Annotated in this window: 2 protein-coding genes; both read left to right on the forward strand. The window is 56.7% G+C overall.

Annotated features, from left to right (window positions below; all coding sequences use genetic code 11):
- A partial coding sequence (locus NI000_RS35990; protein WP_301292840.1) for a non-ribosomal peptide synthetase occupies window positions 1–7,186 on the forward strand: 7,186 nt, incomplete at its 5' end.
- Window positions 7,187–7,215: 29 nt separating this feature from the next.
- A partial coding sequence (locus NI000_RS35995; protein WP_301292841.1) for a non-ribosomal peptide synthetase occupies window positions 7,216–15,720 on the forward strand: 8,505 nt, incomplete at its 3' end.

The raw sequence follows: 15,720 nt of genomic DNA on the forward strand, positions 1-15,720 counted from the left end.
CACATCGGGTACAACCGGCAAGCCGAAGGGCGTCATGCTGGAGCATCACGGACTGACGAACCTGAAAGCTTACTACGACCACGTGCTGCGTATCGGCGTAGAGGACCGCGCACTGCTGTTCGCCAGCCTGTCGTTTGACGCGGCCTGCTGGGAGATCTTCCAGGCGTTGTTCTGCGGCGCGACTTTGTACGTGCCGACGAAGGATACGATTCTGAACTATCAGTTGTTTGAAACGTATATGGCGGAGCATCAAATTACGGTCGCAGCCCTGCCGCCAACGTATGCGGTGTATCTGAAGCCCGAGTATATGCCAAGTCTGCGCATTCTGTTCACAGCGGGTTCCGCCTCATCGCCGGAGCTGGTGCAGAAGTGGAAGGACAAGGTGTCGTATTACAACGGGTACGGCCCGACGGAAAACTCGGTAGCGACGTCGATCTGGCCGGTTTCGGAAGATCCGGAGGCAGGCAGCCTGATTTCGATCGGGCGGCCGATGCCGAACCAACGGGTATACATCGTGGACACGCACGGGCATCTATTGCCGGTAGGCGTAGCAGGCGAGCTGTGCGTAGCCGGTGCGGGTCTGGCCAGAGGCTACCTGGATCGTCCGGAGCTGACGGCGGAGGTATTCGTGACCAGCCGCTTCAGCGGAGAGCGGATGTACCGGACGGGCGACCTGGCGAGATGGCTGCCGGACGGGCGGCTTGAATATTTGGGCCGGATCGACCACCAAGTGAAAATCCGCGGTTACCGGATCGAGCTGGGCGAGATCGAAGCGAAGCTCCAGCAGGTGGAAGCGGTGCAGGAAGTGATCGTAATCGCGCGGGAAGACGGCCAAGGCCAGCAGCAGCTTTGCGCGTACTACGTGGCAAGCGAGGAATTGGCGGCAAGCGAACTGCGCCATGTACTGAGCGAGAAACTGCCAAGCTACATGGTGCCGACGCACTTCGTGCAGTTGGAAGCGATGCCGCTGACGCCGAACGACAAGATCGACCGCAAGGCGCTGCCTGAACCTGACGGCAGCGGGCAAACCGGCGCAGATTACGCGCCGCCGCGCACACCGGTGGAGCGTTCCATGGCAGCCATCTGGCAGGCCGTGCTTGGAGCGAGCACGGTCGGCATCCATGACAATTTCTTCGAGTTGGGAGGCGACTCGATCAAGTCGATCCAAGTGTCCTCTCGCTTGCTGCAGCAAGGCTATAAGCTGGAAATGAAAGATTTGTTCGCGTATCCGACTATCGCAGGGCTCAGTCCTTATGTCCAGGCAGCAGGAGCCAAGGCCGATCAAGGGGCGGTGACTGGAGAGGCTCGGCTAACGCCGATTCAGCACTGGTTCTTCGAGCAGAATTTTGCCGAGCCTCACTACTTTAACCAGGCCTTGCTGCTCCACCGGGCAGAGGGCTTTGAGGAAGCGGCGCTCCGCCAAGCCTTCGCGAAGCTGATCGAGCATCACGACGCGCTTCGTATGGTATACAAAGCGGCCCCGGACGGCTTCACCGGCTGGAATCGGGATGTGCATGAAGGCAAGCCGCTTGAGCTGAGCATGTTCGATTACCGGGATGCGGATCATGCCCGCGAACTGGTGGAATCGAAAGCAAGCGAGCTGCAGGCCGGTATCGATTTGCGGGAAGGACCGCTCCTGAAGCTTGGTCTGTTCCGCTGCGCGGACGGGGATCATCTCCTGATCGCGATCCATCACCTCGTGATCGACGGTGTATCGTGGCGCATTTTGTTCGAGGATTTGAAGACGGCTTACGACCAGGCGGTTCAAGGCGAAACGATCCGGCTGCCACATAAGACCGATTCGTTCCAGACATGGAGCGAAGAGCTGCGGAAGGCGGCAGCTAGCGACGAATTGCAGCGGGAGCTGGCGCACTGGCGTGACCTGGAGAAAGCGGAAACGGCTGTACTGCCGAAGGAAGACGGACAGACCGGCGGACTCACGCTCGCCGACAGCGGTACGGTGACGGTAGAATGGTCAGCCGAAGCAACCGAGCAGCTGTTGAAGTATGCAAACCGCGCCTATAACACGAATGTGAACGATCTGCTGCTTACCGCTCTCGGCCTTGCCGTCCAGGATTGGACCGGACAAGAGAGGCTGTTGATCAGCTTGGAAGGCCATGGCCGCGAGGCTGACGCCATCGGCTTGGAGCTGGATCTGTCGCGGACGATCGGCTGGTTCACAAGCCAGTATCCGGTGCTGTTAACGGTTGAAGGCAGCCAGGCGCTTGGCAAACAGATCAAACGGGTGAAGGAAGATCTTCGCCGCATCCCGCGCAAAGGTATCGGCTACGGCATCCTGCGGTACGTATCGGAGCTTCCGGAGGCCGAACGTCTGCGGCAAGAACCGGAGATCAGCTTCAACTACTTGGGCCAATTCGATGAAGATTTGCAAAACGGCGCTTTCGGGTTTTCCCCGTATTCGAGCGGACAGTCTGTGAGCGAACAAACGGCGCTGCAGCATGCGCTCACCTTCAACGGCATGGTATCGGGCGGCCGGCTGACGATGACGCTGCTGTACAACGCCAAGGCCTTCCGTCTGGAAACCATCGAGCATGTAGCTCAACTGCTGCATGACCGTCTGGTCGAAGTGCTGGAGCATTGCGAGACGAAAGAGCAGGCCGAGCTGACGCCAAGCGACGTGCAGCGGAAAGGCTTGACCATCGACGAACTGGAGGAACTCATCCGGCAAGCTGAGCATACGGGCGAAGTGGAGAATGTGTACGCGCTCACGCCGATGCAGAAAGGCATGCTCTTCCACAGCCTGCTTGAGCCGAAATCGGGCGCTTACTTCCAGCAAGCCACCTTTGAGCTGGTCGGACGCTTTGATGTCGGAGCTTTTGCCCAAAGCCTGGAGCTGCTGGTACAGCGGCATACGGTGCTGCGCACGAATATTGTCAACGATTCGAGGCAGGAGCCGCTGCAAATCGTGTACAGGTCGAAAGCAAGCGAGTTTTATTTCGAGGATGTGCGTGATCTTGGCGATGCCGAGCAAAGGGCTTATGTCGCCGCCTTTGCCGCCAAGGACCGGGCCAGAGGCTTTGATCTCGCAGCGGATGCGCTGATGCGGATCGGGATTCTCCAAACGGGAGATACGGAATATTCGTTCGTGTGGAGCTTCCACCACATCGTGATGGACGGCTGGTGCATATCCTTGCTGTACCAGGAAGTGTTCGGCGCTTACTTTGCTATCCGCCAAAAGCGCGAGGTCAAGCTGCCGCAGGTCACACCTTACGTCCGTTACATGGAATGGCTGGATAAGCAGGATGCAGGCCAAGCTGCGGCTTATTGGAAGGAGTATTTGTCCGGGTATGAGCAGCATACGGATTTGCCGAACCGTAAGACGGCCGATGCCAAGCAGCGCTATGAGCTGGAAAAAGTGTCGCGTTTTACCGGCAAGCCGCTCAGCGCAGCCCTGCAGCGGACAGCCAAGGCGCATCAGGTTACCATCAATACGTTGCTGCAAACGGCCTGGGGCATTGCGCTGCAGCGCTACAACAACAGCACCGATGTCGTATTCGGCAGCGTTGTATCGGGCCGTCCGGCAGACATTCCGGGCGTGGAGGGGATCATCGGGTTGTTCATCAACACCATCCCGGTGCGTGTCCAAAGCGAGGCCGGCGAGAGCTTTGCCCACATGCTGAAACGGGGCCAGGCGCAGGCTATCGAGTCGAACGCTTACGATACGTATCCGCTCTACGAAATTCAGGCGCATACGGCACAAAAGCAGGATTTGATCAGCCATCTTCTGATCTTTGAAAATTATCCGCTGGATGAAGAAATCGAACGGATTGGAGAACGCGGGCCGGATACTTTCGAAATCCGTGACGCCCGGATGAACGAGCAGACGAATTATGACTTCACCGTTACGATCATGCCTGGCGCGGATATCAGGATTGACTTCGGCTACAATGCGGCTGTCTATGATCGCGAGGATGTTGAGCGGATACAGGAGCACTTTATTCATCTGCTGGAGCAGGCTACCGCAAAGCCGGATGTGTCGGTAGACAAGCTGGAGCTGGTGACAGCGCGAGAGAAAGAGCTTCTGCTGAACAGCTTCAACGACAACACGGCGGAGTATCCGCGGGAACAAACGATTCATGGCTTGTTCGAAGAGCAGGTTCGCCGCTCGGCGGAGAGGATTGCCGTCTCTTTCGGCAATGAGCATATGACGTACCGCGAGCTGAACGAGCGGGCCAATCGTTTGGCCCGCCAGCTCCGCGCCCATGGCGTAGGGCCGGATGTCCGCGTCGGCTTGCTTGCCGAACGCTCGCTGGAGATGATCGTCGGCATTCTGGCGACGATCAAAGCGGGCGGCGCTTACGTGCCGCTGGACCCGGATTATCCGCAGGACCGGCTGCAGTTTATGCTGGAGGATAGCGGTTCGCGCGTGCTGCTGGCACAGACACATCTGCTCGGCGCGGTATCGTATGCCGGTGCGGTGCTTAACCTGAACGACCCGTCGCTATATATAGGAAACGGATTTAACCTGGAGCCGATAAATAAGCCTGGCGATATGGCCTATATCATCTATACGTCGGGCACTACGGGCAAACCGAAGGGCGTTATGATCGAGCATCGCAATGTCGTGCGGCTGCTCGTCCACGATAAGCTGCAGTTCGATTTCAACGAGCAGGATGTCTGGACGGTCTTCCACTCGTTCTGCTTTGACTTCTCCGTATGGGAAATGTACGGAGCGCTGCTGCTCGGAGGACGGGCCGTCATTGTGCCGAAGCAAGTCGCGCAAAATCCGAAGGCGTTCGCAGAGCTGCTGCGCGAGGAAGAGGTTACGGTGCTGAACCAGACGCCGACTGCTTTCTATGCGCTGATCAATGAGGTGATGGAACAGCCGGAGCGTGGGCAGGGCCGCAGCGTGCGCTATGTCATCTTCGGCGGCGAGGCGCTCAGTCCGATGATGCTAAAACCATGGCGCGACCGTTATCCGCAGACGAAGCTGATCAATATGTACGGAATCACGGAGACGACCGTACACGTGACATACAAGGAGATCGGGGACCAAGAGATTACGTCCAACCGCAGCAATATCGGCCGTCCGATTCCGACGCTGACCAGCTATATTTTCGATGCGCAGCAGCAGCTTGTGCCTGTCGGTGTAGTCGGGGAGCTGTACGTCGGAGGCGACGGCGTAGCGCGCGGATACTTGAACCGCGAAGAGCTTTCAGCCGAGAGATTCATAGATAATCCGCATAAGCCGGGCGAGCGGCTTTACCGATCCGGAGACCTTGCGCGGATGCTGCCAAACGGCGAGATGGAATACCAGGGCCGGATCGACCACCAGGTGAAAATCCGCGGTCACCGGATCGAGTTGGGCGAGATCGAATCCAAGCTGCTTCACTTGGAAGCCGTGCAGGAAGCGATTGTCCTGGCGCTCGACGACAGCCAGGGACAGAAGCAGCTGTGCGCGTACTATGTAGCGTCAAAAGAGCTGACGGCGGGCGAACTGCGCGAGACACTCTCGCAGGAGCTGCCTAGCTACATGGTGCCGACGTTCTTCGTCCAAGTCGAGCGTATGCCGCTCACCACAAACGGCAAAGTCGACCGCAAGGCGCTGCCGGCACCGGAAGCAAGCTTGCAATCGGGACAGGGGTATGCCGCTCCGAGCACACAGACAGAAGCGCGGCTTGCGCGCATTTGGCAGGAGGTGCTGGGTCTTGAGAAGGTCGGCGTCAAGGATAATTTCTTCGAGATCGGCGGACATTCGCTCCGCGCTGCTACGCTCGTGGCGCGTATCCAGAAGGAGCTGCAGATCAGCGTGCCGCTAAGAAGCGTGTTTGAGCATCCTACCGTGGAAGAGCTCGCTGCCGTCATGGCAGGCCGGGAAAAAACAGGCGAAACGAGTCTGCCGGTTGCTGAGGAAAGAGACTACTATCCGCTTTCCTCCGTTCAGAAGAGAATGTATATTTTGAACCAGCTTCAGAAGAACGATATCAGCTACAACTTGCCAAGCGTCCTGCGGGTCGAAGGACTGCTTGATGTGAAGCGGATCGAGGAGGCGTTCCGCGCCCTGATCGCACGCCACGAGTCACTGCGTACCAGCTTTGAGATGGTAGATGGTGAACCGGTGCAGCGGGTGCATGCCAAGGCGGACTTCTCCATTGAGGTACGGGAGGGCAGCGAGCAGGAGGCGGAAGAATGGATGGAAAACTTCTTGCGCCCGTTCGATTTGCGCAAGCCGCCGCTTATGCGGGTAGAACTGATAAAGCTCGAATCCGAGCGTTACATCATGCAGTTCGACATGCACCATATCATTACGGACGGTGCCTCGATGGGCATTCTGGTGAAGGAACTCGTCCGGCTGTACGGAGGCGAAGAGCTGTCTCCGTTGCGGATTCAGTACAAGGACTATGCGGTTTGGCAGCAAGGCGCAAGAGCGCGTACTTACGAAAAACAGGAACAATACTGGCTGGAGACGCTGGCCGGCGAGCTTCCGGCTCTGGAGGTGCCGGCGGATTATCCGCGACCTGCGATACGCAGCTTCGACGGTTCCCGAGTCAACTTCGAGCTTGATGCGGAATTAACGTCGGCGGCCAAGCGGCTCAGCGAGGAAACAGGAAGCACGCTGTTTATGGTGCTGCTGGCGGCTTATCAGGCGCTGCTGGCCCATTACAGCGGGCAGGAGGACATCATCGTCGGCACGCCGGTTGCCGGCAGACCGTTGGCCGAGCTTGAACCGGTCGTTGGGATGTTCGTCAATACGCTAGCGCTGCGCGCCTATCCGTCCGAGAACAAGACGTTCCTGGAGCTCTTGCAGGAGGTTAAGGAACAGGCACTGGGCGCATTTGAAAACCAGGAGTTTGCGTTCGAGGAACTGGTGGAGAAGCTGCTTCACGTCCAAGACGCCAGCCGCAACCCGCTGTTTGATACGATGCTGGTGCTGCAAAACAATGAGCGGCAGGAGCTGAAGTTTGACTCGGTGTCTTTCGTCCATCAAGAACGCGACTACAACGTCGCCAAATTCGATCTTACCTTGTATTTAATCGAGGAAGGGGATCGTATCAACGGCAGCCTGGAATACAGCACCAAGCTGTTCAAAGCCCATACGATTGAGAAGTATGCCTCCGATTTCGCTGCGCTGTTGCGTACGGTGACGGATCAACCGAACATCCGGCTGGGCGACATTGAGCTTGCGGACCAAGTATCCGTCGAGTCCGTGGAGTTCATGTTCTAAAAGGTTTCAACGTGTTTCGCAAAGAGCGCATGGGGGCAAGCCATGCGCTCCTGCGAAGCCTTGTGGTTCGAGGATGTACCGATTCATCCGTGGGAGCACGGAAAAACGGATGGGAAGAACAGGGGGATCATGCGATGAAAAAGCTGCGGGCCTTTTGGAGCGGCAAATTCGATGCAGAAGATACGATATCTGTCATACCGTACAGTTCAGCTCACAAAATTAGGGAGGCCGACAACCCAAACGAAGGCTCCCCGCTCCGGGTATGGAGCGGACAACTGCCCGAGCAAGTATCGCAACGGCTCATTGCCATTTCCAAAGACTCTCCAATGGCGCTGTTTATTTTGTTGCTGACGGGCGTCAAAAGCCTGTTATATAAGTATACGAACGAAGAAAAGGTGATTGTAGCCATTCCGGCGGTTCGTACTTCGGATGCTCCGCTTATGAATGAGATTATCTTAATCAAACAGGAATTGAACGGAGCAGATGCATTTAAATCACTGATTGGACAGGTCCACGCTACCGTTACCGAATCTATTATCAATCAGAACATTGCGCTGCAAACGATGGCGGGCGCTATGCATTTGCAAGTAGAGCCGGACGGCTCGCCATTGTTCCATACGGTCATTTCATTCGATGCTCTTCATACCCGGCATCATCCAGGGTCGATCGTCTCCGATATCGAACTTGCTTTTGAGCGGAGCGATGACGGAATTTTGCTGCATATTCATTACCGCGATGACCGTTACGACCAGCAAATGCTGGAATTGTTATTCGATCATTTGGTTCGGGTTTATACCCTTGCTTTATTCCAGCCCGAGCTTGCTATCGACAGTATCGATATCATGTCCGACGAAGAGAAGTCGCTCATCCTGCAAGGCTATAACAACACATCGGCGGAGTATCCGCGGGAGCGGACAATTCATGAGCTGTTCGAGAAGCAGGCTCAGCGTACGCCGGAGCGGACAGCGGTGCTGTTCGAGGATGAGCGGCTGACGTACCGCGAACTGAACGAACGGGCGAATCGCCTGGCGCGGACGCTGCGCGCTGAAGGCGTTGGCGCGGATGTGCCGGTGGCGATCATGGTCGAACGCTCGCTGGAGATGATCGTGGGCATTTACGCGATCCTGAAAGCAGGAGGCGCTTATGTGCCAATCGATCCGGAGTTTCCAACCGAGCGCATCCGCTACATCGCCGAAGATTCGGGAGCGAGGCTGCTGTTGACGCAAAGCCGCATCCTGGGCCGCGTGCCTCGTGAGCTGGAAAGCCGCGTTATTAACCTGAACGAAGAAGCAATTTATGCCGAAGACGCGACGAACCTGCCGCTTGGTTCAGGTCCGCGCGATATGTCGTATGTTATCTATACGTCGGGCTCGACGGGTAAGCCGAAGGGCGTTATGATCGAGCATCACGGCGTACTGAACAGGCTGCAGTGGATGCAGCAGCGTTACCAAGTCGGCGAACGCGATGTGATCCTGCAAAAGACGCCGTTTACGTTTGACGTGTCCGTATGGGAGCTGTTCGGCTGGGCAACGGTAGGTGCCAGTGTGTGCCTGCTTATCCCAGGCGGGGAGAAAAGCCCGGAGCGCATTCTGGAGACGATAGGGCGTTATGGCGTCACCCGGACCCATTTCGTGCCTGCGATGCTGCCTGCGTTTCTGGATTATGCCGAGCAGCAGCCGGAGCACGAGCTTGCCGAGCAAACAGCGAGCCTGGTGCTGGTATCGGCGAGCGGGGAAGCACTGCCGCCGCAGCATGTGGCCCGATTCTACCAAACGTTTGGGCGGCTAAACGGAGCGAGGCTGGTGAACCTGTACGGACCGACGGAAGCGACGGTCGAGGTGTCGTACTTCGATTGCGAGCCGGACCGGGCGTATGCGGCGATTCCGATCGGCAAGCCGGTTCACAATACACGGCTGTATATCCTGAAGGGAGGCTCGGAGCAGCTTCAGCCGGTCGGTGTGGCTGGCGAGCTGTGTATCGCCGGGGTGCAGGTGGCAAGGGGCTACTTGAACCAGCCGGAATTGACAGCCGATAAGTTTACCCCTGATCCGTATGTGCCGGGCGAGCGGATGTACCGGACCGGCGACTTGGCCAGATGGCTGCCCGATGGCAACATCGAGTACCTGGGCCGGATCGACCATCAGGTGAAAATCCGCGGCTACCGGATTGAGCTGGGCGAGCTGGAAACCGAGCTGCTCCGCATCGACTCGGTGCTGGAATCAGTCGTCGTGGCCCGCGATGAAGGCCAAGGCCAGAAGCTGCTGTGCGCCTACTATGTGGCGACAAAGGAGCTAACGGCAGGCGAATTGCGCGAGGCGCTGTCGAAAGATCTGCCAAGCTATATGATACCGACGTACTTCGTGCAGGTCGAGCGGATGCCGCTGACGGCAAGCGGCAAAATCGACCGCAAAGCACTCCCTGCACCCGAAGCAAGCGTCCAGTCGGGCAAGGCTTATGTAGCCCCGCGCACGCAGACGGAAGAGCAGCTTGTACAGATTTGGCAGGAGTTGTTGGGGCTTGAGAAGGTCGGCGTCAAGGACAATTTCTTCGACATCGGCGGGCATTCGCTCCGTGCGGCGAACCTTGCGGCGCGCATTCATAAAGAAATGAATAAGCAGCTTGAACTGCGCGAAGTTTTTGAGGCGATGACGGTAGAGCAATTGGCGCGGACGATCGAAAGCAAGGAAACGAAGGTGCTCGTTGCCATTCCGAACGTTCCGGCGAGCGACTATTATCCGGTATCTTCAGCGCAAAAACGGCTCTATGTGCTGAGCAACCTGGAAGGCGGAGAGCTTGGCTATAACATGTCGGGTGCGGTCATCGCGGAGGGACCGCTGCAGCCGGACCGTTTGGAAGACGCGTTCCGCAAGCTGATTGCACGCCACGAGTCGCTGCGGACGAGCTTTCATCTTGTAGACGGCGAGCCGGTGCAGCGCGTGCACCGCGAGGCGGCTTTTGCCCTTGAGCGCCTTGAGGCCGATGGAAAAGATGTCGAGACGCTCTTTCACCAGTTTGTACGCCCGTTCGATCTTGCCGCAGCGCCTTTGCTGCGGGCCCGATTGTTTATCCAGTCGGCGGACCGTCACCTGTTATTGGTCGATATGCACCATATTGTGTCTGACGGCGTTTCCTTGCGCACGTTCTTGGACGAGCTGGCCCGTTTGTACAACGGGGAGGAGCTGGCTCCTTTACGGATTCAGTATAAAGATTATGCCGTTTGGCAGCAGGAAAGAATGCAGTCGGAGGAATGGAGCAAGCAGGAGCAGTATTGGCTACAAACGTTCCAAGGCGAAATTCCGACGCTGGATCTCAAGACGGATTACCCAAGACCTGCCGTGCAAAGCTTTGCCGGAGATAAGATCAGCTTTGCTGCGGATTCTTCGGTCAGCGAAGGTTTGCAGAAGTTGGCTTCGCGTTCGGGTTCCACCTTATATATGGTATTGCTGGCGGCTTACACGGCGCTGCTCCATAAATATACCGGCCAGGTGGATGTGGTCGTCGGTACACCGCTGGCGGGCCGGCACCACGCTGATCTGGAGCCGATCATCGGTATGTTTGTCAATACGCTTGCTTTGCGGAATTATCCGTCCGGAAACAAGACCTTCCTGGATTATGTGGGCGAGGTCAAGGAGCAAGCACTTGGTGCATTTGACCATCCTGACTATCCGTTTGAAGAGCTCGTGAACAAGCTGAATGTAAGAAGGGATATGAGCCGCAACCCGCTGTTCGATACGATGTTCGAGCTGAGGAATGCAGAGCCTGAAGGCACGGCTTTCCATGATGTGCATTTCTCCGGGTACCCGGTGGACAGCGCGATTGCCAAGTTTGATCTCACGCTCGAGGCTGACTTCGATGAGAGAGGGCTTACATTTACGCTGGAGTATGCGACAGCTCTCTATAGCCGGGAGACGGCGGAACGGTTTACCCGTCATTTTCTGCGGGTGCTGGAAGAGGTCGTGCAGAGTCCGGACACGAAGCTGGCCGACATTGAAATCGTGACGGGTGACGAGAAGGCTGAGCTGCTTGAAGCATTTAGTGGAGACGGCGGCAAGGGGCAGGAGCATCTGCTGGCGACACCGTTCCACGTGTACTTTGAGAAGCAGGCGGCAGACGTGCCGGAGCAGGTAGCAGTTGTGGCAGGGGATGCGCAGTTGACCTACCGTGAGCTGAATGAACGGGCGAACCGGCTGGCACGCACCTTGCAGACGGCTGGTATTGGCCGGGAGTCCATTGTCGGCATTTTGGCCGATCGTTCCGTGAACCTGCTTGTAGCCGTATTAGGCGTATGGAAAGCCGGGGGCGCTTATGTGCCGCTTGACCCGGATTATCCGTCGGAGCGCATCGGATTTATGCTCCAGGACAGCGGGGCCACAGTACTGCTCACCCAAACGCAGCTTAAGGAGCGCGCTCAGGAATGGCTGGCCGGAGGGGCCAAGCTGCAAACGGTGCTCTGTCTGGATGAGGAAGCGTCCTATGACGCCGATGCGTCGGATCTGCCGAATCAAAACGTGCCGCAAGACTTGGCTTATGTCATCTATACGTCCGGGACAACGGGGCGGCCGAAAGGCGTCATGATTGAGCACGGCAGTTATATGAATACGGCTATCGCATACCGCCGTGATTATCGGCTGGACCAGTTTCCGGTGCGGCTCTTGCAATTGGCGAGCTTTTCCTTCGACGTGTTTGTGGGCGACATTGCGCGGGCGCTGTATAACGGCGGTCTGATGGTGATCGTGCCGAAGGAGGACCGGATCGATCCGCTGCGGTTGTATAGATGGATTCACGATTACGGCATCACCGTGTTTGAATCGACGCCTGCGCTCATCGTGCCGATGATGGAGCATATCGCCAGCCAATTGCTGGACATCTCGACCTTGCAGCTCTTAATCACAAGCTCCGATAGCTGCAGCGTGACGGACTATCGGCGCCTGCAGGAGCGCTACGGATCGCACGTGCGGATCATTAACGCATACGGCGTTACGGAGGCGGCTATCGACTCCAGCTACTACGACGAGCCGCTGGAGAAGCTTCCGGAGGCAGGGAATGTGCCAATCGGAAAAGCTTGGCTGAATGCCCGCTTTTATATCGTGGACGCGGCCTTGCAGCCGGTTCCTATTGGCGTAGCCGGGGAACTGCTCATTGGTGGTCCAGGGGTCGCACGGGGGTATAAGAATCGTCCAGAGCTGAACGAGGAGAAGTTTATCGCCAGCCCCTTCATTGAAGGCGAGCGCTTGTACCGTACAGGGGATTTGGCGCGCTGGATGGCGGATGGGAACGTCGACTTTATCGGGCGAATGGACCACCAGGTGAAAATTCGCGGTTACCGGATCGAGCTGGGCGAGATCGAAACCACCTTTCTGCAGTTCGCAGGAGTCAAGCAGGCGGTTGTGGTTGACCGGACGGACGAACGCGGGCAAAAGTATTTGTGCGGCTATGCGGCGGCAAGCGAGTCGCTGGATATCGCGGAGCTGCAGGCGCACTTGCAGCAAAGCTTGCCTTCACATATGGTGCCGGCACAGCTCGTAGTGCTGGAGAAGCTCCCGCTGACGCCGAACGGGAAGGTGGACCGCAAAGCGCTGCCTGAGCCGGAAGGTGGGCTGCTGCTAACCGGTGCAGACTACGAGGCTCCGCGCACAGAGGTGGAATGCACGCTCGCCTTGATTTGGCAAGCGGTGCTTGGCGTGCCGGCTGTCGGCATTCGGGATAACTACTTTGAGCTGGGCGGCGATTCCATCAAGTCGCTTCAAGTTTCATCCAGGTTGTACCAAAGTGGATACAAGCTGGAGATCAAAGATTTATTCCAAAACCCGACGATCGGCGGGTTGAGTCCCTATGTGCAGCGGATTACGCGGATGGCCGACCAAGGAGAAGCGGTTGGAGCCGTGAAGCTGACACCGGTTAAATGGTGGTTCTTTGAGCAGGAATACGCGGATCCCCATCATCACAACCAGGCTGTCCTGCTTTATCGGGAGCAGGGATTCCAGGAAGCCGCGCTCCGCCGCAGTATCAGCCGGCTTGTGGAGCATCATGATGCCCTCCGCATCGTGATCCGTGACTCTGAGAACGGGCCGCCGTTAGCCTGGAACCGCAGTACCCGCGAAGGCGACCTGTACAGCTTCGACTTATACGACATGAGCGGTGAAGTTGACCTTGCCTCTGCTATAGAAGCGAAAGCTAACGGAATTCAAAGCGGCATCTCGCTCACAGAAGGGCCGTTCGTTCGGGTTGGATTGTTCCGGACCCAAGACGGAGACCACCTGTTAATCGCCATTCATCACCTGGTGGTCGACGGCGTATCATGGCGTATTTTATTCGAGGATCTTGCAAATGCCTATGAGCAGGCGCTAAAAGACGAACCGATCCGGCTGCCGCAAAAAACGGATTCGTTCCAGCTCTGGGCTGAGAAGCTTTCGCAGTATGCCAAAGGTCCTGAAATCGAACGCGAGCAAGCCTATTGGCAGAATGTCACAGAGCGGGGATTCGAAGCGCTGCCTAAGGATCTTGGGGAAGAGCTTTCGCTGGTCGGCGATAGCGATACAATAACCGTCGTTTGGACGGAACACGAAACGGAGCAGCTGCTAAGGCATGCTAACCAAGCGTACAACACCGAAATCAATGATTTGCTGCTCACCTCACTGGGGCTTGCCGTCCAGCGCTGGACGGGAATGAACCGCGTTGCCGTGAGCCTGGAAGGCCATGGCCGGGAGCCGGTTATTCCGGATATCGATATTTCCCGCACCGTCGGCTGGTTTACGAGCCAGTACCCGGTTGTGATGGACATGAGCGCGAACGAGAACCTGCAAAAAAGCATTGTTGCAGTCAAGGAAGGGCTGCGCGGCATTCCGAACAAGGGGATTGGATACGGCATTTGGCGTTATTTATCCGGACTATTCGGGCCTCAAGAGTCCAGGCAGGAGCCGGAAATCAGCTTTAACTATTTGGGGCAGTTCGATCAGGATTTAGAGAACGGTTCTTTACGGTTTTCCCCTTATTCCAGCGGCGACGAGATCAGCAGAAAGGCTGCAAGAACCTTTGTCCTGGATATTAACGGATTGGTATCCGGGGGTGTTCTTTCCCTGACAGTCAGCTACAGCCGCAAGCAATACCGCAAGGAAACAATGGAACGCTTCGCCGGGCTTTTGCAGTCCTCGCTGCGGGAAGTCGTCGCTCATTGCGCGGCGAAAACAACACCGACACTGACGCCTAGCGATGTATCGGTTCGCGGCATGACCGTAGATGAGCTGGAGCAAATCGTGAAAGAATCAAGCGCTATCGCTGAAATCGAAAATATTTACGTACTTACGCCGATGCAGCAAGGCATGCTGTTCCATGCTTTACTGGATGCGGACTCGGGTGCTTATTTTGAACAGACTTCCTTTGATATTATCGGCTATTTCGACGTAGAGACCTTCCGGCAAAGCTTCGAGGCCTTGCTGCAGAGACATGAAATTTTCCGTACGAATGTGTATAACGGCTGGAGAAAGCAGCCGCTGCAAGTGGTGTATCGTCACAGAGAAGCGGATTTTGCCTTCGAGGACATACGCGGCCTGTCTATGGAAGAGCAGCATCTCAGGGTTAAACGCCTTCTTCGCGAAGACCGGCAGCGCGGATTCGATTTGACCCAGGACGCCTTGATCCGTGTATCCATACTGCGCACAGGCGACGAGTCGTACCATTTCCTTTGGAGTTCCCATCATATTTTGATGGACGGCTGGTGCTTGTCGCTGGTTACGGAAGAAGTGTTCGAGATGTATTTTGCTGCCCTTGAGCAGCGCAAGCCTAAGCTTGAGCCGGTAACGCCTTACAGCCGGTATATCGAGTGGCTGGAAGCACGCGACCGTGACGAAGCAGCAGCTTACTGGAGAAACTATTTGTCAGAATACGGGGAGCAGACGCTGCTGCCTTCAAGCAAAGCCAGGGAGCAAGGGACCGGTCCGCTCTTCGGCAGTCTGTTCTGCCACTTGGGCAAATCGTTGACGGAGCTTGTGAACCGCTACGCCAGACAGCATCAGGTCACCGTCCATACGCTGCTGCAAACCGCTTGGGGCATTTTGTTGCACCGATACAACGGCACAAACGATGCGGTATTCGGCAGCGTCGTGTCGGGGCGTCCTGCGGAAATTCCGGGCATTGAACGAATGATCGGCTTGTTCATTAATACGGTTCCTGTGCGGATTCGCTGCGAGGGGGGCGACACCTTCACCGAGGTTGTGACTGGCGTCCAGCGCCGGTACCTGGAATCCAATGCTTACGATTCGTATCCGCTGTTTGAAATTCAGGCGTCGACGGAGCAAAAGCAGGAACTCATCAACCATATTATGGTATTTGAGAATTTCCCGGTTGAAGATCAAATGAGCCAGATCGGCAGTGGAGAAGCCGCATTTAAGGTCGAGAACGTAGAGATTGCCGAACAAACGAATTACGACTTCAACCTGATTGTCGCGCCGGGTGAAAACCTGCTTGTCCGCTTTGAGTACAACACACGGCTTTACCACGAAGCAGATGTTCAGCGGATTCAGGCGCACCTGACTTAT

This window comes from Paenibacillus tyrphae (assembly GCF_024158745.1).
Classification (GTDB): Bacteria; Bacillota; Bacilli; order Paenibacillales; family NBRC-103111; genus Paenibacillus_G; species Paenibacillus_G tyrfis_A.